Source organism: Nitrobacter sp., from assembly GCF_047149785.1.
Classification (GTDB): Bacteria; Pseudomonadota; Alphaproteobacteria; order Rhizobiales; family Xanthobacteraceae; genus Nitrobacter.
Map to the genome: position 1 here is coordinate 3,101,046 of NZ_BAAGBE010000001.1, position 24,680 is coordinate 3,125,725.

At 63.6% G+C, this 24,680-nt stretch carries 22 protein-coding genes and 1 tRNA gene; 11 read left to right on the plus strand and 12 right to left on the minus strand.

The annotated features are described in order from the left end of the window. Positions 1 to 104 precede the first annotated feature (104 nt). Positions 105 to 554, plus strand: coding sequence for a cyclic nucleotide-binding domain-containing protein (locus tag ACMDCM_RS14465; protein ID WP_412774204.1), 450 nt, complete (start codon positions 105 to 107; stop codon positions 552 to 554). A gap of 106 nt (positions 555 to 660) precedes the next feature. Here the strand turns inward: ACMDCM_RS14465 and ACMDCM_RS14470 are convergent, their stop codons facing one another. From ACMDCM_RS14470 to ACMDCM_RS14505, 8 genes are all read right to left on the minus strand, one after another. Continuing rightward, positions 661 to 1,476, minus strand: a complete 816-nt coding sequence (locus ACMDCM_RS14470) for an exodeoxyribonuclease III (protein WP_412774205.1) — start codon at positions 1,474 to 1,476, stop codon at positions 661 to 663. Positions 1,477 to 1,597: 121 nt separating this feature from the next. Further along, positions 1,598 to 2,347 (minus strand): outer membrane lipoprotein carrier protein LolA, encoded by a 750-nt coding sequence (locus ACMDCM_RS14475; RefSeq protein WP_412774762.1) that lies wholly within the window; start codon positions 2,345 to 2,347, stop codon positions 1,598 to 1,600. A gap of 118 nt (positions 2,348 to 2,465) precedes the next feature. Next, positions 2,466 to 2,660, minus strand: coding sequence for a hypothetical protein (locus ACMDCM_RS14480; RefSeq protein WP_412774206.1), 195 nt, complete (start codon positions 2,658 to 2,660; stop codon positions 2,466 to 2,468). A 3-nt stretch (positions 2,661 to 2,663) separates the two neighbouring features. Continuing rightward, positions 2,664 to 5,120: a DNA translocase FtsK gene (locus ACMDCM_RS14485; RefSeq protein WP_412774207.1), complete on the minus strand. Its 2,457-nt coding sequence runs from the start codon at positions 5,118 to 5,120 to the stop codon at positions 2,664 to 2,666. Positions 5,121 to 5,342: 222 nt separating this feature from the next. Further along, positions 5,343 to 6,614, minus strand: coding sequence for an aminotransferase class I/II-fold pyridoxal phosphate-dependent enzyme (locus tag ACMDCM_RS14490; protein WP_412774208.1), 1,272 nt, complete (start codon positions 6,612 to 6,614; stop codon positions 5,343 to 5,345). A gap of 422 nt (positions 6,615 to 7,036) precedes the next feature. Then, positions 7,037 to 7,474 carry a type II toxin-antitoxin system PemK/MazF family toxin gene (locus ACMDCM_RS14495; protein WP_412774209.1) on the minus strand — a complete coding sequence of 146 codons (438 nt, stop codon included), beginning with the start codon at positions 7,472 to 7,474 and terminating at the stop codon, positions 7,037 to 7,039. Next, positions 7,461 to 8,180, minus strand: a complete 720-nt coding sequence (locus ACMDCM_RS14500; protein ID WP_412774210.1) for a hypothetical protein — start codon at positions 8,178 to 8,180, stop codon at positions 7,461 to 7,463. The genes ACMDCM_RS14495 and ACMDCM_RS14500 overlap by 14 nt, the downstream gene beginning before the upstream one ends. A 322-nt stretch (positions 8,181 to 8,502) precedes the next feature. Continuing rightward, positions 8,503 to 9,723, minus strand: coding sequence for a ubiquinone biosynthesis hydroxylase (locus ACMDCM_RS14505; protein WP_412774211.1), 1,221 nt, complete (start codon positions 9,721 to 9,723; stop codon positions 8,503 to 8,505). Between the two features lie 165 nt (positions 9,724 to 9,888). Here ACMDCM_RS14505 and tesB point away from each other — a divergent pair, with 165 nt between their 5' ends. From tesB to ACMDCM_RS14525, 4 genes are all read left to right on the plus strand, one after another. Further along, the gene (gene tesB / locus ACMDCM_RS14510) at positions 9,889 to 10,749 is read left to right on the plus strand and encodes an acyl-CoA thioesterase II (protein WP_412774212.1); all 861 of its coding nucleotides are present in this window, start codon (positions 9,889 to 9,891) and stop codon (positions 10,747 to 10,749) included. A 216-nt stretch (positions 10,750 to 10,965) separates the two neighbouring features. Further along, positions 10,966 to 11,304, plus strand: a complete 339-nt coding sequence (locus ACMDCM_RS14515; RefSeq protein WP_412774213.1) for a P-II family nitrogen regulator — start codon at positions 10,966 to 10,968, stop codon at positions 11,302 to 11,304. A gap of 219 nt (positions 11,305 to 11,523) precedes the next feature. After that, positions 11,524 to 12,840, plus strand: a complete 1,317-nt coding sequence (locus tag ACMDCM_RS14520) for an ammonium transporter (RefSeq protein ID WP_412774214.1) — start codon at positions 11,524 to 11,526, stop codon at positions 12,838 to 12,840. Positions 12,841 to 13,280: 440 nt separating this feature from the next. Further along, positions 13,281 to 14,624: an ammonium transporter gene (locus ACMDCM_RS14525; protein ID WP_412774215.1), complete on the plus strand. Its 1,344-nt coding sequence runs from the start codon at positions 13,281 to 13,283 to the stop codon at positions 14,622 to 14,624. A gap of 164 nt (positions 14,625 to 14,788) precedes the next feature. Here ACMDCM_RS14525 and ACMDCM_RS14530 read toward each other — a convergent pair whose 3' ends face one another. The 3 genes from ACMDCM_RS14530 to ACMDCM_RS14540 form a co-directional block, all read right to left on the minus strand. Beyond that, entirely contained in the window at positions 14,789 to 14,983 is a 195-nt protein-coding gene (locus tag ACMDCM_RS14530; RefSeq protein WP_412774216.1) for a Trm112 family protein, read from the minus strand. 177 nt (positions 14,984 to 15,160) lie between these two features. Then, complete coding sequence (locus ACMDCM_RS14535) at positions 15,161 to 15,835, minus strand: LON peptidase substrate-binding domain-containing protein (RefSeq protein ID WP_412774217.1); 675 nt, start codon at positions 15,833 to 15,835, stop codon at positions 15,161 to 15,163. 75 nt (positions 15,836 to 15,910) lie between these two features. Beyond that, on the minus strand, positions 15,911 to 16,843 hold the full coding sequence (locus ACMDCM_RS14540; protein WP_412774218.1) for a tetratricopeptide repeat protein: 933 nt from the start codon (positions 16,841 to 16,843) through the stop codon (positions 15,911 to 15,913). A gap of 329 nt (positions 16,844 to 17,172) precedes the next feature. Here ACMDCM_RS14540 and ACMDCM_RS14545 point away from each other — a divergent pair. The 3 genes from ACMDCM_RS14545 to ACMDCM_RS14555 all read left to right on the plus strand — a co-directional run bounded on the left by ACMDCM_RS14545 (position 17,173) and on the right by ACMDCM_RS14555 (position 21,925). Further along, positions 17,173 to 17,247, plus strand: a tRNA-Gly gene (locus tag ACMDCM_RS14545). A 503-nt stretch (positions 17,248 to 17,750) separates the two neighbouring features. After that, positions 17,751 to 19,490, plus strand: a complete 1,740-nt coding sequence (locus tag ACMDCM_RS14550) for a PAS domain-containing protein (RefSeq protein ID WP_412774219.1) — start codon at positions 17,751 to 17,753, stop codon at positions 19,488 to 19,490. A 194-nt stretch (positions 19,491 to 19,684) separates the two neighbouring features. Further along, positions 19,685 to 21,925 (plus strand): DUF2235 domain-containing protein, encoded by a 2,241-nt coding sequence (locus ACMDCM_RS14555; protein WP_412774220.1) that lies wholly within the window; start codon positions 19,685 to 19,687, stop codon positions 21,923 to 21,925. A gap of 55 nt (positions 21,926 to 21,980) precedes the next feature. Here ACMDCM_RS14555 and ACMDCM_RS14560 read toward each other — a convergent pair whose 3' ends face one another. After that, positions 21,981 to 22,751, minus strand: a complete 771-nt coding sequence (locus ACMDCM_RS14560; RefSeq protein WP_412774221.1) for an alpha/beta hydrolase — start codon at positions 22,749 to 22,751, stop codon at positions 21,981 to 21,983. A 221-nt stretch (positions 22,752 to 22,972) separates the two neighbouring features. Here ACMDCM_RS14560 and infC point away from each other — a divergent pair, with 221 nt between their 5' ends. The 3 genes from infC (at position 22,973) to rplT (ending at position 24,558) form a co-directional block, all read left to right on the plus strand. Next, on the plus strand, positions 22,973 to 23,512 hold the full coding sequence (gene infC / locus ACMDCM_RS14565; protein ID WP_412774763.1) for a translation initiation factor IF-3: 540 nt from the start codon (positions 22,973 to 22,975) through the stop codon (positions 23,510 to 23,512). 421 nt (positions 23,513 to 23,933) lie between these two features. Continuing rightward, entirely contained in the window at positions 23,934 to 24,134 is a 201-nt protein-coding gene (rpmI, locus tag ACMDCM_RS14570; protein ID WP_009796600.1) for a 50S ribosomal protein L35, read from the plus strand. Between the two features lie 64 nt (positions 24,135 to 24,198). Then, on the plus strand, positions 24,199 to 24,558 hold the full coding sequence (gene rplT, locus ACMDCM_RS14575) for a 50S ribosomal protein L20 (protein ID WP_292610534.1): 360 nt from the start codon (positions 24,199 to 24,201) through the stop codon (positions 24,556 to 24,558). The last annotated feature ends 122 nt before the right edge of the window (positions 24,559 to 24,680 follow it).

Consider the following 24,680-nt stretch of genomic DNA (forward strand, 5'->3'; position numbering starts at 1 on the left):
CGGATTCCACTTCGCTCGAAAACGCTATAGGCCGACAATTCGTATCAGCTCTCGTCACAACAGTTTTTCGGGTGGTCCCGGCACGGATCGCCGACGGGTCCTCTATGTCGATCGACGATGACGTTGTCCTGCTCGAGCGCGTCCCGACCCTGCGCCTGCTGGGCGCCGAGGCGCTGCGCGTGCTCGCCATCGGCGCCGAGCAGCAGCAGTTCGCGCGCGGCTCGATCCTGTTTCGCGCCGGCGACGACGCGGACGCAGGCTACGTCGTTCAGGACGGCGGCTTTCGCCTTCATGTTGTGGACGGCAGCGATCGGGAAGTCATCGCCGAGCGCGGCGCGCTGATCGGCGAACTTGCCCTGATCGTTCCGATGTCGCGCCCGGCCACGGCGGTCGCGCTGGAATATTCGATGGTGATCCGCATTCCGCGCACCCTGTTCCTGCGCGTGCTCGACAGCGATCCCGCCGCCGCCCGCCGCCTCCGCGATGAACTCGCCACCCGTACCCGGCAGGCGACGAGCGACATCCTGATGGCGAGCGCCAAGCTGAGCAGCTAGAGACATTCCGGCTTTCACTTCGTGAAAGATGGATGCCCGGATCAAGTCCGGGCAACACGAACAGGATTTCATCAAACGGAAAGACTCCAATTCCTCTCGTTCCGCGTTACACCTCGATCACCGCCGTCACCGGCACGTGATCGGACGGACGCTTCCAACCGCGGGCATCGCGGGTGATGCGGAAGTCGCGGATGCCGCCGCGCAGCGCCTCCGAGACCCAGATGTGGTCGAGCCTGCGGCCGCGGTCGGCGGCAACCCAGTCGGCGGCGCGATAGCTCCACCACGTATAGACTTTTTCCGACATCGGAATTCGCGCGCGCGCGACGTCGATCCAGTTGCCGTGGCTTTGCAGGCCGAGCAGCTTCTCGCATTCGACCGGCGTGTGCGAGACGATCTTCAGGAGTTGCTTGTGCGACCAGACGTCGTTCTCGTGTGGCGCGACGTTGAGGTCGCCGACCAGGACATGGCGGTCGCCGCCCTGCGGATGCAGTGGCGCGCAGGCTTTCATCTCGTCAAGGAATTGCAGCTTGTGGGCGAACTTCGGGTTGAGGGCGGGATCGGGAATGTCGCCGCCCGCCGGCACATAGAAGTTGTGCAGCACCAGCGGCGCGGCGAGACCCGCCCGGCCGCCGAAGGTCACGGTGACATGGCGCGAGTCGATCTTGTCGCAGAAGGTGCGGATGTCGCTGGCGTCGAACGGCAGCTTCGAGACGACGGCGACCCCGTGATATCCCTTCTGCCCGTTGAGCGCGATGTGTCCGTAGCCGAGCCGGCGAAAGCGTTTCAGCGGGAAGGCGTCGTCGGGGCATTTGGTCTCCTGCAGGCACAGCACGTCCGGCCGCTGCGCTTTCAGAAACTTCGCAACGAGGTCGATGCGCAACCGCACCGAATTGATATTCCAGGTCGTGAGCGTGAGCTGCATGGATTTCTGGGAAAGCCGCGACAAGCCAAGCGCCGTCATACGCGGGCTTGACCCGCGTATCCATCAATATTCGCAAGATTTCTGGATGGAATCCCGGCGATGATTCCGAGCGCCGCAGCGCTCAGTTGTTCGACGTCGGATACCTGGTGTAGTCGATCTTGAACAGGGCGGGATCGAGCTTCGCCGTGGAGTTCAGGTTGTAGATCGCCACCGTGGTGTCGTATCCTTGCGGATCGGTTACGGTCCACTGCTTGAGCTTGCCGTCCTTGACGCCGACCATCAGCATGAGACGGGAGGTGCCGACCAGCGCCTGCTTCTCCTCGATGGTGACGCTGATGTAGAGATCGTCAGACGTCACGCTGACGACGTTGGTGTCCTTCATCAGATCGATGCGATCCGACAGCAGATAGCGCAGCGGCGTTTGTGATAGCGGATAGATGTCCTGGGTCGCGAGCTTGGTGTCGCGAACGGCAAGCGAAGAGCCGTCGGAAATCATCGCGACCGGCGATGGAGGGTCGTATTCGAACCTCACCTTGCCCGGTTTCTGGATATAGAATTCGCCGGTCGAGCGGCTGCCGTCGGGACCGACCTGAACGAAATTTCCGGCCAGCGTGTGCAACGAGGACAGGTAGGCGCTGACCCGCGCGGCAGCCGCCTTCTGTTCCGGGCTGAAGGTCGTGAAAATATTCGCCGGTACGTTGCGGCGCGGGTCGGGAATGATCGGGTCGGGCGGTTGCGTGGTGCCGGTGACGTCAGGTTCGACGGTCTCATGAAGTTTCGCCATAGGCGCGCCGTTGCGGTCCTTCGGCGCCGGTCGTGGGATCGGAACGGCCTCGGCGAAGGCGGCCGGAATGAGAAGACCCGCGGTCAGCGCCGCAGCGAGCCAGACCGCGCCGGCCCGCGCGCAAATGCGGATCGGACGGCGGGCCGCGGATGAAGATGTTCTGTGTCTGCTCAATGTCCCGTCCTGTCCGCCCGAGGTGTGCTTTCTAGCGCATGATCCACCAAAGTGTGAGCGGTTTGGCGAAAAGATCATGCGCATTCTCGATATTTTGAGAAGCGCGATCGGACACGAACCGCTCCAAACGCTTTGTGCCGCGGATATCGCTTTTGCGGACGGGTCTCGCGCAGCGCTGTGGCGATTTCGCGACTCCGAAAGCGGGATCGTCGATCATGCCGGTCATGCGTCAGAAGTGGCCTTCTTCTTCCTCGATCAGGATCTCGCGCTTTCCGGCGTGATTGGCCTGCCCGACGATGCCTTCAAGCTCCATGCGCTCCATCAGAGAGGCGGCGCGGTTGTATCCGATCTGGAGGCGGCGCTGGATGTAGCTGGTCGAGGCCTTGCGGTCGCGCTTCACGATCGCAACCGCCTGCGCGAACAGATCGCCGCCGCCGTCGCTGCCCATGCCGGTCGAATCGAACACCGCGCCGTCCTCGTCGGTCGGCTCTTCCGCCGTGACCGCCTCGAGATATTCCGGCGCGCCCTGCGTCTTGAGGTGGCGCACCACCTTCTCCACCTCTTCGTCCGAGACGAACGGTCCGTGCACGCGCGAGATGCGGCCGCCGCCGGCCATGTAGAGCATGTCGCCCTGGCCGAGCAGTTGCTCGGCGCCCATCTCGCCCAGAATGGTGCGGCTGTCGATTTTCGAGGTGACCTGGAAGGAAATGCGGGTCGGGAAGTTCGCCTTGATGGTGCCGGTGATGACGTCGACCGACGGACGCTGCGTCGCGAGGATGACGTGAAGGCCCGCGGCGCGCGCCATCTGCGCCAGCCGCTGCACCGCGCCTTCGATGTCCTTGCCGGCGACCATCATCAGGTCGGCCATTTCGTCGACGATGATGACGATATAGGGCAGCGGCTCGAAGTCGAGTTTCTCTTCCTCGTAGATCGCCTTGCCGGTTTCCTTGTCGAAGCCGGTGTGCACCGTGCGCGTCAGTTCCTCGCCCCTGCCCCTGGATTCGATGAGACGCTGGTTGTAGCCGTCGATGTTGCGCACGCCGAGCTTTGACATTTTCTTGTAGCGCTCTTCCATCTCGCGCACGGCCCATTTCAGCGCGACCACCGCCTTCTTCGGATCGGTCACGACCGGCGTCAGCAGATGCGGGATGCCGTCATAGACCGAGAGTTCGAGCATCTTCGGATCGACCATGATGAGGCGGCACTGGTCCGGCCGCAGCCGGTACAGCAGGCTGAGGATCATGGTGTTGATCGCGACCGATTTGCCGGAGCCGGTGGTGCCCGCGATCAGCATGTGCGGGGTGCGTGCGAGGTCGATGATGACGGGATCGCCGCCGATGGTCTTGCCGAGGCACAGCGGCAGCTTGGCGACGGAGTCGGCGGCTTCCCTCGCGGTGAGCAATTCGCGCAAGTAGACTTTTTCGCGATGCGCGTTCGGCAGTTCGATGCCGATGGCGTTGCGGCCGGCGACCACCGCGACGCGCGCCGACAACGCGCTCATGGAGCGTGCGATATCGTCGGCGAGGCCGATGACGCGCGCCGACTTGATGCCGGGCGCGGGCTCCAGTTCGTACAGCGTCACCACCGGTCCGGGATTGGCTTTCACGATCTCGCCGCGCACGCCGAAATCGCCGAGCACGCCCTCCAGCGCCCGCGAATTGGCTTCCAGCTCCGATTTGCTGAGCGGCTGGCGATCGGCGGCGCGCGGCACGGACAGTACGTTCACCGATGGCAGGTCGAACTTGCCGGATTTTTTCGCGGGCGCGCGAGCGGCGGCCTTCCGGCGCGGCGCGCGAACGGACCGCGCGTCGTCTTCCTCTTCGTCTTCCTCCTCCTCCTCCTCATCGTGCCCGGGCACCAGGGACGGGCCGTTGGCGCCGCCGCCGAGATTCGGCTCCTGACGCTCATACGCCAGCGCCGCCGACTTTTGCGGCGCGCTCGACACCAGCGATTTGTAGGCCAGCGCGACGAGCGCGCCGAGATTGAGGCGCTTCAGGCGCGCCTTCGCGCTCATCAGCGCATGAACGAGCCAGCCCAGCGAGATCGAGGCGCGATCGTCGCCATCGTCAAAGGGTGCGTCGTCGTCGATCGCAAGTGTCTCTTCGGACACCCGCGATTTCATTCCGCTGGCCCAAAGAAACGTCGTGACCATAATGAGGAGGAAAATCGCGCCGAACGCGACGTGTTGCAGCACGCCGGCCGCGCCGAACAGGACAACGGGCGCCCGCACCAGCGCATCGCCGACCACGCCGCCGAGTCCGGTCGGCAGCGGCCACGCGCCGTTATGCGGCCAGCAACTGGCGAAACCGGCGGCGGCGGCGGTGCAGAGAAGCCAGCAGGCCAGCCGCGTCGCCGCGCGATCGAACGGGCGATGGGTCAGCATGCGCCAGCCCCAGATCGCCACCGGCAGGATCAGCATGATCGCGCCGAGGCCGAGGATCTGCATCAGCAGATCGGCGCCGATCGCGCCGGGATAGCCGAGGACGTTATGGATCGCGCGCGAGGTGGCGTGGCTGAGGCTCGGATCCTGCACCGACCATGTCATCAACGCGGCAGCAGTGGAGCCCGACAATCCGATCAGGCCGAGCCCGGTCAGTTCGCGCAGGCGCCGCGCCAGCGCCTCGCGGACCGGCGGCGGTAGATGATCGACGATGGGAAGGAGGCGTTCGATCGCTGCCATGCTCATGGGGCCCCGCGACTGAAATTTGCGATGGATCGAAGTATGGGACGAGACGGAGGCGCGCTCCCTCTTCTCGCCAGGGAGAGCGTGCTCCCTCTCTTATCCAACTCGGGTTTACCCGAGTTGGACAACCTTGACGTCAAAGTCGGATCAATCCGACCTCTCCCTATGGGAGAGGTGAAGGTCGCGCCTATGGCAGATCCCGAATCCAAATTCATAAACCCGATTCTAACCCAGAGTTTTCACCAGCCGATGCAACGCCTCGGCCGTGGTGTCGGTGTCCGCCACCAGCGCCAGGCGGATATAGCCCGCGCCGGGATTCGAGCCGTCGGCCTGCGGGCGCGACAGATAGCTGCCGGGAATCACGCGCACGCCGGCCTCCCTGTAGAGCTTCACCGTCGCAGCCTCGTCGCCGCCAAAAGCCGAAACGTCCAACCAGAGGCAGAAGCCGCCGGCGGGCCTGGCATAGCCGTAGCGATGGCCAAGGATTTCGTCGGCGAGATCGAATTTCGCCCGATAGAGCCGGCGGTTCTCCTCGACATGCGCCTCGTCGCCATAGGCGGCGGCGGCGACATGCTGCAGCGGCACCGGCACCTGGGGTGACGCGACGTTGCGCAGTTCGTGAAACGCGGCAAGGAAGTTGCGATCGCCCGCGACGAAGCCGACGCGCACGCCCGGCAGGTTCGAGCGCTTCGAGAGCGACTGGAACGCGACCACGTTGGCGAAATCATCGCCCGCGCATTCCAGCGCGCTGCCGGGCGCGGTGTGCGTGTAGATTTCCGAATAGCATTCGTCGGCGAATACGAGGAAGCCGTGACGGCGCGCCAGCGCGATCAGTCGCGCGAAATAATCGGGCGAGGCCACCGCGCCTTGCGGGTTGGCGGGCGAGGCGAGATAGATCGCGACGGTGCGCGCCAGCGTCGCCTCGTCGAGGGACTCGAGGTTGGGCAAAAATCCGCCTGCGCGCGTCGCCGGCAGCAGGACCGTCTCGCAATTGGCGGCGCGGGCGCCGGCGCCATAGGCCGGGTAGAACGGGTTCGGCATCAGGATTGCCGGCGTGCCCTTGCGGGCCGTCACGTAACGGGCGGCGGCGATCGCGGCGTAAAACAGCCCCTCGCGGCTGCCGTTCAGCACCAGAATCTCGGTCTCGGGATCGATCGCGCGGGGCAGGGCGAACCGCCTCGACAGCCAGTTGGCAGCGGTGCGGCGGAACGGCTCGATCCCCCGCGCCATCGGGTATCGCCTGAACTCATTGATATGCCACGACAATATCTCGCCGACGAAAGCGGGCGGCGGGTGCTGCGGCTCGCCAATCGATAGCGTGATCAGCGGCTGTCCCGGCTGATAGGGCGCAAGCAATTCCGCTGCCCGCGCAAAAGGCGACCGCTCGCCGGGCGCGGTGGACGCGGCCGGACTCGCGGCGGACCCGGCCGGGCCGGCGTCGGACTCAGTCGGGCCGGCGGCGCCTTGCGCCGCGCGCGATGAAGCGGTGGTTGCCATCGGTTAAGCGTCAACACTTTCAAGACGTTCGGCCACACCTTAGGGCCGGAACGAAGGCCAGTTGAGTACCATAGGTGCGGCGAGGTTAAGACGCGATTAACCATCGGCGGGAGGGCGTATTTTCTTGTTTTGTTCTTGTGTCGCCGCGGGTATTGGCATGTTTCCGACCACAGTCGCCAGTTTAAAGATGATAGTGGTCGAACCGGTATTTAGGCATGTCCGTGTTTCACACGGCCATACCTTCCCGGGTAACTCTGCAGGCCGCAGCTTTTACTGGGTACGATCCGAGGCCCAGACGTACCAAAGGGGCCTCCTTACGGAGACCCCTCGGCATGTAGCTCCCACTAGCGGGAAATGGTCACCCTTTCGGGGCCACGAGTGCAGTATAAATACACTCAGAGCCCGAAAGTTTCAAGAGGATTCTAGTTTGGATTCCCGGGAGTTAGCCAATTGAGCATCATGGCTAACACCTCCTTATACTCGTCTTCAGTGACTCTAACGATACCATTCTTCCCCGGCGTTAACCTGCTTACGGCTAGGGTCGTGGGCTTGTCGCAGATGGCCCAAGAAGGATTCCCGTCGATCGTTTTTGTCAGTTTGTAAGCCCACTTGTTTCCGGGCTGATCCTGCCCTGAGCATGGGATCACGGTCACCGCCCCACGTAGCGTGTTTCGGAATGACATTATCAGAACCGACCGCGTCTTCCAAAACTCCGGCAACTGGGCATCCTTAGGAAAGTCGCACCAATACAGCTGGCGCAGCTTTGGAGCCGCAGTAACGCGCGGTTTTACCCACGGAGGCCTTTCTTCGCCAACCGCTACAATAGTGGTTTCGGTCCTCTTGATCTCAAGAATTTTCATTGCCCCCACCTTCAGAGGCCACGCGTCGCTTCAGCCGCTTTAGGACCAAGCCAAGCTGGTCCGCGAGATCCTCGTAGCTATCCGCAGAGAGCGCGGCCGGAAATGACAGGGTCACAGGCCCTTCTTTCAGGTTGAAGCTTTCTTGCAGAAGACCTTCGCTCCGGCGAAGCAGCCCGGAGGGCTTGATATCGTGATGTAGGGTGGCTTGCATGAGCGTATCCTCAGCGGGAGGATTGCGATTGTACCCTTCGTCTGATCCGCCAACAAGTCGAAAAGTCGAGAGATAAGTTTCCGCAGCCTTCGCCGCAGCTTCGGCAGTGAAATGGCGTTTTACAAGCCAATATCGCAAGTTATTTTCGCTAGGAAGGCCTTGAAATTCTTGGCTAAGCTCCTGAAAGAGGGAAGGCTTCAAAGCGCTACGTTCAAGAGCTTGCTGACGCTCGTGAGATGTCTCTGGTGCCATTAACGTAGTAATCGCATCATCACTCAGGCGTAAATCGTCACCAGACCCTTCGATCAGTCCGTATGCGCGCACGGCGCCAATTTTTCCCAGGGCGCGGCCGTTCAGGCTGGAGTACCCCAAGTGCTGTGCCAGAACCAACCGCGAAAACTTATTGCGGTTCTCGGCCTTGAAAACCGGCCTAACGGCTTCCAAAGCGGCCTCTAAGTCGAGGGATGGATAGTTCGGGCTTCTGGTTTTCGCCATGGTAAGTATCCTCTCCCACTCGGGATATGAACCTTATCTCATGAACCCATAAAAATATAAAGAGATATAATCTTTCTACTAACTCATAATTTTGGAGGTTACGCTCATATGTTTATCTCATTGCGATCCGAAAAGGACCAGAATGCGAAAGGCCACCCCTTCCGATAAAAGGAAGGGGTGGCCGAGGAAGTTTCGAATTAGGACGCGAGTGGAAAAGTAAGGCTGCCCATAGGCCTTTTCCGCCGTCATGCTGCTGTTTGGGGAATAGTTCTTCAAGAACGCCAGTGCTAGGTGGTTTGCGGAGGCAACGACCCCCGTTGCCCTACAACGCCTCGCCCTTCAGCAGTCGCGGCACCTCGCCGGTCAGTCCGGCCGCCTGGCGGATGAATGCGTTTTTCAAGGGCGGCATGCGGTCGACCAGCCCGAGCCCGAGGTCGCGCACGCCGCGCAGAAGCGTCGATTCGTTGGAGAACAGAACGTTGAGCGTGTTGGTGGCGAAGCCCATCGCCATGGTGTCGAAGCGCCGCCAGCGCTGATAGCGCTCGAGCACATCGGCCTGCCCCGGATCGATGCCGAGCCTGACCGCATCGACCACGCTTTCCGCCAGCGCGGCGACGTCCTTCAGTCCGAGGTTGAGGCCCTGCCCCGCGATCGGATGGATCACATGCGCCGCATCGCCGACCAGCGCCAGCCGCTCGGCGATGAACGAGCGCGCGACGAAATACTGAAGCGGAAACGCCCGCGGCTTGTCGAGCGCCTCGATCTCGCCGAGGTGGAGACCGAAGCGCTGCTCCAACTCGGCGTGAAATTCGTCTGCCGCGAGCGCGACGATGCGCGCGGCGTCGGTGCGCTTCTCGGTCCACACCAGCGACGAGCGCCGTCCGGTCAGCGGCAGGATCGCGAACGGGCCCGCGGGAAGAAAATGCTCTTCGGCGCGGCCGTGATGATCGCGCTCATGGCCGACGGTGACGACGATGCCGGACTGGTCATAGTCCCAGCCGTGGGTGGCGATACCGGCGCGCTGGCGCAGCTTCGAGCGCGCGCCGTCGGCCGCCACCAGCAGGCTCGCATCGATCGTCGAGCCGTCCGCCAGCGAGACCGCGACGCCGCCCGGCCGCGTCTCGTTTGCCGTCACCGCCGTTGCGCGCAGGTCGACGCCCGCGGCTTCCGCGCGCGTCGCCAGCGCTTCGATCAGGTAGCGGTTCTCCACCATGTGCGCGAACGGCTCGCCGGGCTGGACGTCGCCGGTAAACGTCAGGAACACCGGGCGGGTGGCGTCCTCGAGCTTCGAATCCGTCACCACCATGTCGAGGATCGGCTGCGCGGTTCCGGCGACCTCGTCCCAGACCCCGAGCGTCTCGAACAGGCGGCGGCACGCGGCGACGATGGCGGTGGCGCGCGGATCGCGGCTCGGCCGGTTCGCCAGCATGGGGTCGGCGACCACGATCGGGACCTCCGCGCCCAGCCCCTGGCGCAACGCCAGCGCCAGCGCCAGCCCTGCGAACGCGCCGCCGCAGATGACAATGCTCCGTTGTGTCGTCATGATACGCCTGACCTTCTTGCGCCGGCACTATAGCCGGGCGAGACACGTTCACCAAACGCGGAGCGCGAGCGGCCGTTCCGGCCCCGGGACCTGGACGCGGACCCGCAATCCAGGTTCGAGCCCTTCGCCTCGTCCGCGATGACGGTCCCGATGGAAGGCATCCCGATGTCCAAAAGCCTGATCGACCTGATCTCGATCCTCGATCTGGAGCCGATCGAGGAAAACCTGTTCCGCGGCAACAGCCCGAAGACGAGCTGGCAGCGGGTGTTCGGCGGGCAGGTGATCGGACAGGCGATGGTCGCGGCCTGCCGCACCGTCGAAGGCCGCCTGCCGCACTCGCTGCATTGCTACTTCATCCTGCCGGGCGATCCGGCGGTGCCGATCATCTACGAGGTAGAGCGGCTGCGCGACGGCAAGAGCTATGCGACGCGGCGCGTCACCGCGATCCAGCACGGCCGCGCCATCTTCTCGACCATGATCTCGTTCCATGCCCATGAAGAAGGCGCGTTCGACCATCAGGACCCCATGCCCGACGTGCCGCCGCCGGAGAGCCTCTCGCCGGAGGAGTTCGCCAGGCAGCCGATGTTCAAGGAGATGCCGGAGTTCATCCGCAGGTACTACGAATCCGACCGGCCGATCGAACTGCGCCCGATCGAACTCAACCGCTACTTCGGCGAGAAGATCGCCGACGGCCGCGTCCATGTCTGGATTCGCGCCGCGGCGAAACTGCCCGACGATCCGGCGCTGCACATGTGCGCGCTCGCCTATGCGTCGGACTTCGCGCTGCTGGACGCGGTGATGGCGCGCTACGGCCGCACCCTGTTCGACAGGCGCATGATGGCGGCCTCGCTCGATCACGCGATGTGGTTTCACCGCCCGTTCCGCGCCGACGAATGGCTGCTCTACGCGCAGGATTCGCCGAGCGCGCAAAACGGCCGCGGCCTCGCCCGCGGGCTGATCTTCAAGCGCGACGGCACGCTGGTCGCCTCGGTGGCGCAGGAAGGCTCGCTGCGCGAGCGGCATTGAGGTGTCGCGCCCCGGAGGCTTGCGCAGCGCGCGAGGGAGCGCGCGGTTCACGCGGAACCCGGCCGGTCTGCACGACGGCCGCCACGCCAGCGACAACTCGCACGCATGTTTTTGGTCCGCTCTGCAAGTTTTTTGTGCGATTTGCACGGAAAGGTGTCAGACTTGATCATGCGAATTCGGTTAAGACCGTATTGTCCATCGAGCGGATGAGCCATCATGAAACTCGTTGTCGCCGTTATCAAACCCTTCAAGCTGGAGGAGGTGCGTCAGGCGCTGACCGCGCTCGGCGTGCACGGAATGACCGTGACCGAGGTCAAGGGCTACGGCCGCCAGAAGGGACACACCGAGATCTATCGCGGCGCCGAGTATGTCGTGAATTTCCTTCCCAAGCTGCGGATCGAGGTCGCGGTGCCCTCGGAGCTTGCGGACAAGACCGTCGAGGCCATCACCGCGGCCGCGCGCACCGGCCAGATCGGCGACGGCAAGATTTTCGTGACGCCGATCGATCACGCCCTGCGCATCCGGACCGGCGAGACCGACGACGATGCGCTGTGAGATTGAGATAGCAAGAGAGACGACCATTGTCGTTGCGAGCCAACGGGTCGGCGCGAAGCGGCGCCCGATGACAGGCTCCGCGAAGCGATCCAGTCAACGTATGACTGACATGTATGACTGACACGGGGACGGGATCGCTTCGGGGCTGTCGGGACGACGCTTACGCGCCGCCCTTGAACTCCTCGCAATGACGGACACAGCCAGGCTGGGGATCGACAAATGGGGGCACGTTCGCGTTGGGCGGCACGCGCCGCGACGGCAGTCCTTGCGATCGCGTTTTTCGCGACGACAGGCGCGCCGGCCTTCGCGGCCGGCGCCGCTTCGACGGTGAGCGCGGCTGACACCACCTGGATGATCGTCGCCACGGCCTTCGTGCTGATGATGACGATCCCGGGGCTGGCGCTGTTCTATTCGGGCATGGTGCGCAAGAAGAACGTGCTGGCGACGATGGCGCAAAGCCTCGCGGCGGTCGCCATGATTTCGATTCTGTGGGTGGCGTTCGGTTATTCGCTGGCGTTCACGGGCCACGGGCTGTGGCTGGGATCGCCCGGTCGCCTGTTTCTCGCCGGCATGAGCATGGACGCCGTCAATCCTGCGGCAAAGACCATCCCCGAAGCGCTGTTCATGCTTTACCAGATGACCTTCGCGATCATCACGGTGGCGCTGGTCGCGGGGTCGGTTGCCGACCGGATGCGCTTCTCGGCCTACCTGCTGTTTTCGATCGGCTGGTTCGTCTTTGTCTACGTTCCGCTCGCGCACTGGGTGTGGGGCGGCGGTTTCCTCAATGCGGCCGGCGTGCAGGATTTCGCCGGCGGGTTGGTGGTGCATCTGAGCGCCGGCATCGGCGGGCTGGTCGCGGCGAAAGTCCTCGGCAACCGTCACGGCTATGGCTCGGAGAATCTGTCGCCCTACGATCTGTCGCTTGCGGTCGTCGGCACCGGATTGTTGTGGGTCGGCTGGTTCGGGTTCAACGGCGGCTCGGCGCTGGCCGCCAATTCGCGCGCGGTGATGGCGATCATCGCCACGCACCTCGCAGCCTGCGCCGGCGCGCTGACATGGGGCGCCATCGAATGGTCGACGCGGCGCAAGCCTTCCGTGCTCGGCATGATCTCGGGCGCGGTCGCGGGCCTCGGCACGATCACGCCGGCCTCCGGCTTCGTCACGCCGTTGCAAGGCATCGTCATCGGCATCGTTGCCGGACTGGTCTGCTACTGGGCCTGCACCAGCCTCAAGCATCGCTTCCGCTATGACGACTCGCTCGACGTGTTCGGCGTCCACGGCATCGGCGGATTGACAGGAACCCTGCTGCTCGGGGTGTTTGCGACCTCCTCGGTCGGCGGCGTGTCCGGCCTGCTCGAAGGCAATCCGCGCCAGTTGCTGCTGCAGCTTTACGGCGTGGCTGTCACCCTGCTTTGGTCGGGCTCCGTGACCTACGGTCTCCTCAAGCTGGTCGGCGTTTTCGTGTCGCTGCGGGTCTCGCGCGAGAACGAGCTTGAAGGCCTCGACATTTCCCAGCACGGCGAGGCGCTGCAATAAGGCTGCAGCGCTCCAGGTCGGGGTCATGCCCGCGCAGGCGGGCATCCAGTATTCATTGCGTCGGCTTGGAATGACTGGATCATCCGCTTTCGCGGATGATGACCCGCGCGGTGATAGATTCGTCATTCGAAAATTCATGAGTTGTCCGGGTCGGTAGCGTGACGCGACAGGATCGGCGTGCCTGCATTTTGAGCAGTGCCGACCAGACATTGAGCGTCGGTCGTCGCTGCGTTCCGCCCGGCAGCGCGAGGTGCGCAAAAACATCCACGTTTCAGCGGTTAGAACGATCTGTCCGTGTTGGCACGGCATTTGAATTCTATCGTTGCGGCTGCGCTCCCGCCGCGACCTGTGCTGGCGGCGAGTCCTCGGCGGAGATCGCCCGGCATGTTGCGGCCGGGCTCTGATGTCGCGCTCATCTTTCCTCAATCAGGAGTAAGCCCATGAGGTTCGAACGCCCGGCCCGCGCGGGATTGGTCGTCGCAGCGATATCGGGCGCGGCCTTTCTCGCGGCCTTCGCCGACGCCGCGCTGGCCCAGACCGCCGCTCCGGCTGCTGCAACGCCTCCGCCCAAAATCGATTCCGGCGACACCGCGTGGATGCTGACCTCCACTGCACTGGTGTTGATGATGACGATCCCCGGCCTCGCTTTGTTCTATGGCGGCATGGTGCGCAAGAAGAACGTGCTCGCCACGGTGATGCAGAGTTTCGCCATCACCTGCCTCGTCACCGTGCTGTGGATGGTGATCGGCTACAGCTTCGCCTTCACCGAAGGCACCAATTTTCTCGGCGGCTTCTCGCGCATGCTGCTGATCGGCATGGGCACCGGCTCCGTCGCCAGCGCCGCGCCGACGATTCCGGAATCGGTGTTCATGTGCTTCCAGATGACGTTTGCGATCATCACCCCGGCGCTGATCTGCGGCGCGATCGCCGATCGCATGAAGTTCTCGGCGATGATGTGGTTCATGGGGCTGTGGTCGCTCTTGGTCTATGCGCCGGTCGCGCATTGGGTCTGGGGCGGCGGTTTCCTCGGCGGTCTCGGCGTGCTCGATTTCGCAGGCGGCACCGTGGTTCACATCAACGCCGGCGTCGCGGGCCTCGTCTGCGCACTGGTGCTCGGCAAGCGCAAGGGCTACGGCAGCGAGAACATGGCGCCGCACAACCTGGTGCTGACGGTGACCGGCGCGTCGCTGCTATGGGTCGGCTGGTTCGGCTTCAACGCCGGTTCGGCGGTGACGGCGGGCGGGCAGGCCGGCATGGCGATGGCGGTCACCCAGATCGCGGCCGCCGCCGCGGCGCTGGCCTGGATGGCCGTGGAGTGGGGCCTGCGCGGCAAGCCGAGCGTGCTCGGCATCTGCTCCGGCGCGGTCGGCGGCCTCGTCGCCATCACTCCGGCCTCGGGCTTCGTCGATCCGAGCGGCGCGCTGGTGATCGGCGCTGTCGCAGGCGCCGGCTGCTACTGGGGCGCGACCGGTCTCAAGCATATGATGGGCTATGACGACAGCCTCGACGCCTTCGGCGTCCACGGCGTCGGCGGCATCATCGGCGCGCTGCTCACCGGCGTGTTCGCCCGCGCCGCGATCAACAAGGCCGGCGCGGGCCTGATCGACGGCAACGCCCATCAGGTGCTGGTTCAGGTCTACGGGATCCTCGCCACCGTCGTGTACGACGCCGTGGTCACGCTAATCATCCTGCTTGCCGTCAAGGCGGCGATCGGCCTGCGCGTCACTGGCGACAACGAGCGCGAAGGCCTCGACATCACCCAGCACGGCGAAGTGGTGCAATGATGCGAAACGCCGCCAGAGTAGATTTGCTTTGGGCGGAATCAGCAATCCGTCATGCCTGGCTTTATGCCGGGCATCCACGTCTTAGGGCCTTTCCGCTTCTGATGGAATCAGAAGCGGGTCCCTGTATTTTTTATTCGACGCGTTTCTTCGCGCCGGAAAAAAGTTTAGATCTTCCTGGCCTCGTCCGGCAGCATGATCGGGATGCCGTCGCGGATCGGGTAGGCCAGTCTGGCCGAGCGCGAAATCAGCTCCCTGCGCGCGCCGTCGAATTCCAGCGGGCCCTTGGTCACCGGGCAGACCAGAACCTCCAGAAGCTTGGGATCGACGGTGTCTTCGGAACGATCGGAGGAGGTCGTCATGCGTGGTCTCTTCGAATAGGCCGACGGATCGGTTCACGGCGGTTGCGACGGTTCGGTTGCGATGTTCCCGGCTGGGGTCGAATCCAACTTCGTTGAATCAGGCTCCAGCCTTATCCTTTTGATCCTTTTGATTGGGCATGATCCGATCCGAAAACCGGTTCGCTTTTCGATCATGCCTTATTGTAATCCGGGGTCGCCGCTGGTGCGCTTTTTGGCGAGATCCATTTCGGTGACGGCGATCAGGATTTCGGCGCGTGTTTTCAGGTCGGTTGCCTCGAGCATCGCCTGCTTCTCCGGCGGCCCGTAGGGCGACATCATCGCCAGCGCGTTGACCAGCGCCTCGTTCGGGGCGTTCTCGATGCCGCTCCAGTCCACCTTCAGGTCGTTGACCTTGAGAAAAGCGGTCAGCACCTCGAGCAGTCGCTTGCGGTCGACGTCGTCCTCGCCCTTGCGCGCGGTCATATCGTCGGCATAGGCAAAAAAATCCACCTTGCACTGGCGGTAGGGCGTCAGCACGGTCAGCTCTTCCACGATCTTGAAACGCGAGACGCCGGTGAGTTCAAGGATGTAACGGCCGTCGCCGGATTCGGCGAACTGGGTGATGCGTCCGGCGCAGCCGACCTGGAACAGTTTCGGCTTGTCCTCGCTGGCGGAATGGGCGAGGTCGGGCTGGATCATGCCGATCAGGCGGTGGCCGTCGCGGAACGCGTCGTCGACCATCGCGAGATAACGCATCTCGAAAATATTGAGCGGCATCTGTCCGCGCGGCAGCAGCAGCGCGCCGGGCAGCGGAAATACGGGTATCACCTCGGGAAGGTCAGCGGGACCGCGATAGTCGGCATTGATGGGCATGGGCGGGTCCGGTGCTATCGAGCAAAGTGCCTGCGGAGTCGCATTGGCGCCAACCCTGCCGCAGGTGAATGGCTCCTAGGAAAACAGGATCGTCGACAGTCGTTTGCGACCCTCGACGGTGGCTTGGTCGGCGGCGCCCCACGCTTCAAAGAGTTGCACGAGCTGCTTGCGGGCGGCGTCGTCGTTCCATTTGCGGTCGCGCTTGACGATCTCGAGCAGGTGATCGGTGGCCTCGCCGCGCTTGCCGCCGGCGTTCAGCGCGGTCGCGAGATCGAATCGCGCCTGATGATCGAGCGGATTGGCCGCGACTTTCGCTTCGAGTTCGGCGACAGGGCCGAGCGAATTCGCCTGTTCGGCGAGATCGATCATGGCCTGGACGGCTTTTACGGCGGCGTCGCCGCGCTTGGAGTCCGGCACCAGCGCGAGCGTCTGCCTGGCCTTGTCGAGCGCGCCGGTGGTCGCGTAGCAGCGCGCCAGCCCCGCGATCGCCGGAAGATTGGCGGCGTCGAAACCCAGAACCTCGGCATAGATCGAGGCCGCCGTAGCCGGATCGTCGGCGGCGAGCGCGGCTTCCGCCTCTTGCAGGATTTCATCGATATTCGGTCCGCCGGGCGCCGCCATGCCCTGCGTCAGCTTGTCGATGAAGGCGTTGACCTGGCTTTCGGGCACGACGCCCATGAAGAAGTCGACCGGCCGCCCGCCGGCGAAGGCAAAAACCGCCGGTATCGACTGGTTGCCGGTCTGAGCCGCGAGCTGTTGAAAAATGGCGGGATGCTGGTCGATATTCATCTTGACCAGCCTCACCTTGCCGCCGGCGGCGCGCACCGCCTTTTCCAGAGTCGGGGTCAACTGGCGGCACGGTGCGCACCACGGCGCCCAGAAATCGACCAGCACCGGCTGGCGCATCGATTCCTCGACGACATCCTTCATGAACGTCTGGGTCGTCGTTTCCGTGATGAGATCCGACGTTTGCGGTGCCGGTCCGCTCCCTTGCTCGGCTATTGTCACGTGATCCTCATCTGATGGCCCCGGAATGGGCCTGTTCTACAACGGCCCGAACCCTTAATTGGTCCCTGCGCGGATATTTTGCAATCGGCGGAATCGGCTCGCCGACACCCTGCGGCGGCTATCTGGGACCGTAGCAGATTATCCGCCCGGTTTTCGGTTCCTCGATGGCTCGGAAGGGACCGGGCAGCGTGCGATTTCGAGACTGGCCGGACATTTTGCGAGGGCCCGATCAGGGGCGGCCCGCGATATCTGGCTGTTGCATTCGCAGGCCGCATTTGGCATAGGTCAGCGCTCCGGCGGCCGGCAATCGGCCGCCGGCTTATTCGGATGCGGGTGTAGCTCAGGGGTAGAGCACGACCTTGCCAAGGTCGGGGTCGAGGGTTCGAATCCCTTCGCCCGCTCCAGGTTTTTGGCGCTCGGTCCGCAAAGGGCGGATGCCAAATCGGCATACACGCAAGCCATTGATTGAGAGCGTTTTTTCGGCTGGCTGGATTCCGCTTGGAGCCTTTCCGCTTCTGACGGAATCAGAAGCTGGGCTCCATGATTTTGATTTGACGCGTTTTCTTTACGCGAACCGGTCGCCATCCTCGGGTCAGGCCGAGGACGTGCTTCGCTTGAAACCCTTCGAAACGCTCGGGCGTCCGGCCGGCTCCGGAGTAAACCCGTCGGCGCGTTGAATTGCCGCGGCTGTCGTCCCGGTGGAAGGGATCGGCGCGATTTTCCATCGGTTTTGCGCCCAGGCTCGCCAAAAAGCGATCGGGCCATATCAGCCGGAGGCCAGCTTATAGCAAATCTACGGAGGGCATTAACCTCGCTTTAACCGCCCCCGTTCATGGTCGGTAAACCAAGCTTGCGCCCGCGAGTCGTGAGCTTTGATGTTCTTGGACCTAACTCCTGGGGAGGATCAATGTTTTTCTTCAAAAAATGGTCAATCGCAAAAGAAAATGCGGCGAAAGCCGCAGCGATCAGCAAAGCTCAGGCCGTAACCGAATTCGGTCTGGATGGAACGATCATCACCGCCAACGAGAACTTTCTCAACATCCTCGGCTACTCGCTCGCCGAGGTTCGAGGCAAGCACCATAGCATGTTCGTGGAGGCCGACGAACGGAGCGGCGCCGCGTACCGCGAATTCTGGGCCAGGCTCAATCAGGGTGAATCGCAATCGGCCGACTACAAGCGCGTCGACAGCCACGGAGAGGAGGTCTGGATTCGGGCTTCCTATATTCCGGTGCTGGATTCGCGGGGCAAGCCGACGAAGGTCATCGAGCTCGCGGCCGATATCACCGCGCAAAAGATCAAGGCGCTGGACCATGCGGGTCAGGTTTCCGCCATCGACCGCTCGCAGGCGGTGGTCGAATTCAACCTGGACGGCACGATCATTACCGCGAACAGAAACTTCCTCAGCGCGATGGGCTATGCGCTCGGCGAAGTGCAGGGCAAGCATGACGGCCTGTTCGTGGAGCCGCTGGAGCGTGCGGGCGCCGCGTATCGGGAGCTCTGGGCGAAGCTCAATCGCGGCGAATCGCAATCGGCGGAATACAAGCGCATCACCAAGAGCGGGCAGGAGGTCTGGTTCCAGGCGACCTTCAACCCGATCGCCGACGAGAGCGGCAAGCCGTTCAAAGTCGTGACGTTCGCGACCGACATCACCAAGCAGAAATCGCGGATGGACGAGCTGGAAGGCCAGATCGCAGCTATCGAAAAGGCGCAGGCGGTGGTCGAATTCGGCATGGACGGAACGGTCATGACCGCCAACGACAACTACCTGAAAGCGCTCGGTTACTCGCGCGTGGCGGAGATCAAGGGCAAGCACCACAGCATGTTCGTGGAAGCCGGCGAGCGATCCAGCGCCGCATACCGCGAATTCTGGGCCAGGCTCAATCGCGGCGAGCCGCAATCGGCCGAATACAAGCAGATCGGCAAGGACGGCAAGGTGGTCTGGGTGCAGGCAACCTATAATCCGGTGCTGAATTCGAAGGGCAAGCCGACCAAGGTCATCAAGCTCGCGACCGATATCACTGCTCAAAAGCTCGAGGCGCTGGAGAACGCGGGCCGGATCGCCGCGCTCGACCGTTCGCAGGCGGTGGCCGCGTTCGAACTGGACGGCACGATCATCAGCGCGAACGAAAACTTCCTCAAGACGATGGGCTACGCGCTTGGCGAAGTGAAGGGCAAGCACGACGGCATGTTTGCCGAGCCGTCGGAGCGGCAGGGCGGGGCCTATCGCGAATTCTGGGCCAAGCTCAATCGCGGCGAATCCCAGTCGATCGAGTACAAGCGGATCGGCAAGAACGGCAAGGAAGTCTGGATCCAGGCGCTGTACAATCCGATCCTCGACCTCGCCGGCAAGCCGTTCAAGGTCGTCACATACGCACGGGAGATGAGCGCCTCGATCCGCGAGTTCTACGAAACCATGGTCAAGGCCGGCGTGCAAGAATCCGGACAGGATTTCACCGTGGTCGCGGACGATGCTGACGGCGCCGTCGCCTCAGAATCTGCGCCGCTGAGCATGCAGCGGCTGGAAGAGGCACGGCGCAGGACCGCGAATGCCCGTCGGTCTCCGTTCTCCCAGCTTCTGGGAAGTTTGCGGGACGGGTTGAGCCACGCAATGGTGTCTTCGACGAGAGCTGTCGCTAACTTTCTGTGACGAACTGACGGACAGGCGGCGAAAAACAAGTGCTGGCGACGGCGTCGAGCCGTCGCCAGTTTTTTGTGTCAACAGGCGAGCCCGAATTTCGCCGCAACCGGATGCGCTGATCAAAACGACGCTTCTCGCGAGCGTCGCACGTTTTGAATAAAAGGCGAATCTAAAAGTCGCGCGGCATCGTCCCCGGGGGTGGCATGGGCCGGAAAATCGTTCTGCTGTCCGACGGCACCGGAAACTCGGCGGCAAAGGTCTGGCGCACCAATGTCTGGCGCACGTTCGAAGCGCTTGATCTTTCGGGGACCGATCAGGTCGCATTCTACGACGACGGGGTCGGCACTTCGTCGTTCAAGCCGCTCGCCATTCTCGGCGGCGCGTTCGGCTTCGGATTGAAGCGCAACGTCATCGACCTGTACAAATTCGCATGCCGCAACTGGCGCGACGACAGCGACGAACTGTTCGGCTTCGGCTTCAGCCGCGGCGCCTTCACCATCCGCGTGGTGATGGGGCTGATCCTCAATCAGGGTCTCGTCGCCGCCGACAGCGAGGCTGAACTGACGCGAAAGGCCAAGGCCGCCTATCGCCAGTACCGGCGCGAGCGTTTTCACACGTTCTGGCACATCGAGGACATCTTTCGCGGCCTGCGCGACCTGTTTCTGCCGAAGGGTTACGACAAGCGCGGCAATCGCCAGGTGAACCATATCCGCTTCATCGGCGTTTGGGACACCGTCGCCGCCTACGGCCTGCCGATCGACGAGATGACGCGCGGCGTCAGCAGATGGATCTGGCCGCTGGAGCTGCCCAACCACACGCTCGACTGCGCGCGCGTCAGGCGCGCCTGTCAGGCGCTGTCGCTCGACGAGCCGCGCACCACGTTTCATCCGGAGCTGTGGGACGAGCGCAATGCGCCGCCGCTCACGCCGCGCGACGACGGCAAGCGCTATCTCGCCGACGAGCAGATCAGCCAGGTGTGGTTCGCGGGCGTTCATTCCAATGTCGGCGGCGGCTATCCCGACGATGCGCTGGCCTACATTCCTCTGGTCTGGATGATGACGGAGGCGCAACGCTGCGGCCTGCGGTTCAAGTCTGCCCATCATCAGCCGCCCGCCGATCCCGATCCGTTCAAGAACGCCATCTCGATGTGCGACAAGGACGGCCGGCTCTACGATCCGCGCAAGGGGCTCGGCAGTTACTATCGCTACGGGCCGCGCAAGCTGGCCGAACTCTGCCACTATCGCTTTTCCAAGAAGGACGAGGTCGTCGTCGAGCGGCCGAAGGTGCATGCCAGCGCGTTCAAGCGCATCGCCAGCCGCTCGCAAGGCTATGCGCCGGTCGGGCTGCCGAAGGTCTATGACGTCGTGACCGACGACGGGCTGGTGCTGACGCCGGATCAATACGGCTTCGAAAGCAGCGCCGGCGCGCTGGCGCGCAGCGAAACGCAGGAACATGTCTGGAACGGGGTCTGGAAGCGTCGGCTGGTCTATTTCGCGACCGTCGGCGCCACGGCCTGGCTGTTGCTCTATCCGCTGGCGCGCTCGCTGCCGCCTTCGGACGAATACACCAGCAGGTTTCGCTGGGTGTCGGACATCATCCGCGTTGTCGGCGGCTTCCTTCCCGGCTTCGCGCAGACCTGGATCAACGGCTATGCGCGCAGCCCGGTGCAGTTCGTGGCATTGCTCGGGCTCGCGAGCGTGCTGGCGCTGTGGGGCGTCGTGCTCTCGACCCGGATCACCGACGGCATGAATGCGATCTGGCAGAAGACGCCCGCCGCGCCGTCCGGCCTGCCGAGCAACTGGATCTACATCCTGCGTTCCAGCCGGCCCTATGTCTGGTTTCACCGGCAGTTGAAGCGTCGCTGGGCGCCGGCGTTCTTCGCCGCACTGTTCGCCTATCTCGGCGTCACCTTCGCCAGCCACGCGCTCTACAACGTGCAGGACGTCTACGGGTTGGCCTGCGATGAAAGTCCGAAGGCGCAGGGGCTCGCGCGCGGCAAGCAGGCGACGTTCAATTTCAGTACGTCGCAGTTCTGCGCCGGCACCGGCATCGCGGTGGACGGCTTCGGCGCGCGCTATCTGATCCAGGTCGAGACCACGCAGCCTTTCCGCGACGGCGGCATCCCCTCGCCGCTCGGCGGGTTCTACACGACCGACGCGCCGCACTGGTGGCAACGCGCGCTGCTGATGCTCGGCGTGCCGCTGCGCCGCGAACTGACACGGCCCTGGTTCCGCCTGGTGCTGCGCTATGGCGCGACCGGCGGCGAGGAAGTCTTCCTCGATCCCGATCCGGAGGACGGCAAGGTCGAGACGGTGATCCGGCCGACGCGGAGCGGCGAGCTTTTCATCTTCGTCAACGATGCGGTGCTGGGCATCCCTAAATTGTACGATGTGTTCTACCGCAACAATGAAGGCTCCGCCAAACTCGTCGTGACCCGCAAGTGAACGACCGGCCGGATTTCGGATCGCCGCTGCCGCGGTGTCCAGAGTTACGGCCGCTCTAAAACTCCGCCACCGCAGCCAGAATGCGCGCGATGTCCTGCGGGCGCGACAGCCGGTGATCGCCGTCCCGGATCACGGTCAGCACCACGTCGTCGCCCGGCAGCCGTTCGGTCAGCGCGAAGGCATGCCGCCATGGGACGTCGGCGTCCTGCGCGCCTTGCAGGATGCGCACCGGGCAGCCGGTCGAAATGGAGCCGCCGAGCAGCAGATGGTTGCGGCCGTCCTCGATCAGCTTGCGCGTGATCGGGTAGGGATCGCCGTAGTCCGACGGCCGCAGCCACGCGCCCTCGGTCTCGATGGCGTGCCTGGCCTCCGGCGGGAAGGCTTTCCACATCAGTTCCTCGGTGAAGTCGAGCGCCGGCGCGATCAGCACCAGCCCGGCCAGCGTGGCGCGGGACGATGCCCGCCGCGCGATCGCGCGCGCCAGCAACAGCGCGATCCAGCCGCCCATCGACGAGCCGACCACGACCTGCGGGCCTTCGCAGAAGGCGTCGAACACCGCGATAGCTTCCTCCAGCCAGCGGCCGATGGTGCCGTCGGTGAACTCGCCGCCGCTGATCCCGTGGCCGGAGTAGTCGAACCGCACGCAGGCCCGGTCCCGTTCGGTAGCCCACGCATCGAGCGCGAGTGCCTTGGTGCCCGCCATGTCGGACCTGAAACCGCCGAGCCAGAGCAGGCCGGGAGAGCCACCGCCTCGCGCGCGCACGGCGATGGAGCGCTTCGGCCCGCCGCCGCCGACCTCGATGAATTGTACCGCTTCGCCCGTCATGATGTCCGCCCGTTTTTTGTCGTATGTCGCGAACCGCCGCTCTCCGTCAACGAATGCCGGGGGAACAAGCGACGGCTTCCGGGGGTTGACCCGGAATCGACCGGCGTGACCAAAATACCGCGCATTCGACCGTTTTGCCGGTGTCGTGAATCCCGCCGCTTGCTCCTAGGCGGTTATTCCTTCAAAATAGGCGCTTCTTTCACAACATTGGAGAACCACCCATTCGCCGTCCCAACAGAGCGCCAATGCCCGTCGCGAAAGACGGGCCGCGCACCAACGATGAAATCCGCAATGCCCAGATTCAACTGATCGACCAGGATGGCACCAACCAAGGTACCGTGGAAACGATCGCCGCGATCAAGATGGCCATGGATGCGGGCATGGATCTGGTCGAGATCGCCCCGAACAGCAGCCCTCCCGTCTGCAAGATCATGGACTACGGGAAATACAAGTTTCAGGCCCAGAAGAAAGCCGCCGAGGCCCGCAAGAAGCAGAAGGTCGTCGAGATCAAGGAGATCAAGCTCCGCCCGATGATCGACGATCACGACTACGACGTGAAGATGAAGGCGATGCAGCGGTTCTTCGAGGAGGGCGACAAGGTCAAGATCACCCTGCGCTATCGCGGCCGCGAGATGGCCCACCAGGAGATCGGCACCAAGCTGCTCGACAAGGTGAAGGCCGACGTCGCCGCCTACGCCAAGGTCGAGCAGGACGCCAGGTTCGAGGGCCGCCAGGTGGTCATGGTGCTGGCTCCGCGCTGAGCTCCGCCAAACACGCAACTTGTCATTGCCGGACTTGATCCGGCAATCCATCCTTCAAAGATGATGGATCCCCGGGTCGAGCACGGGCATGATGAAGCATTTGGCTGCGCCGATCCTTATTGTTAGTCAGCGTTCCGTGTCGTCAGTTAGCAAATCCGTTGCCAATCCGGCCATCCTCTGCCATAAGCCTGTTCTTCGCCGCCCGGCTGATTCAAGGGCTGCCGTGGCGACGACCGTGCCGGGGACTTTCTTTCAGGAATAGCCGAGCACTTTCAGCGCTCTAAAAGCATAATTCCGACCCGAAGGGCCGCGCCCGCGCAAAGCGGAACCGCTTTTTCGGATAGGATCGTGCTCAATAGCGAGCAATTTCAGCCGCAGACCGCCTTTTCGGGCGGTTTTGTCGTGGCGACAGGAGAGCCAAATGCCCAAGCTGAAGACCAAATCGGGCGCGAAAAAGCGCTTCAAGATCACGGCCACCGGGAAGGTCAAGCACGCCCAGCGCGGCAAGCGCCACGGCATGATCAAGCGGACCAAGAAGCAGATACGTCAGCTTCGCGGCACCCGCGTGCTGTTCAAGACTGACGGCGACAACATCAAGAAATACTTCTTGCCGAACGCCTGACCTCCGCTCGCCGCGACAACGCGGCATCCCGCATTAACCCGTTGATTTTGAGAGGAGTTCAGTCATGGCTCGCGTCAAGCGCGGTGTGACGGCTCATGCCAAGCACAAGAAAGTCTACAAGGTCACCAAGGGCTTCTCCGGCCGCCGGAAGAACACCATTCGCGCCGCCAAGGCGGCCGCCGACAAGGCCGGCCAGTACGCCTTCCGCGACCGCAAGCGCAAGAAGCGCACCTTCCGCGCGCTCTGGATCCAGCGCCTCAACGCCGCCGTGCGGCCGTTCGGCATGACCTACAGCCGCTTCATCGACGGGCTGTCGAAGTCGGGCATCACCGTCGACCGCAAGGTGCTGTCGGACCTCGCCATCCACGAGCCGGCGGCGTTCCAGGCGATCGCCGAGAAAGCCAAGGCCGCGCTGGCGGCTTGAGCCGACACAGCACGTAGGGCGGTTGTTTCACCTCTCCCCAAAAGGGCGTTTACGCCCGTCTTCGACGGGCTATGGAGAGAGGTCGGCGCGTAGCGCCGGGTGAGGGGTTACAGCCTATCGAT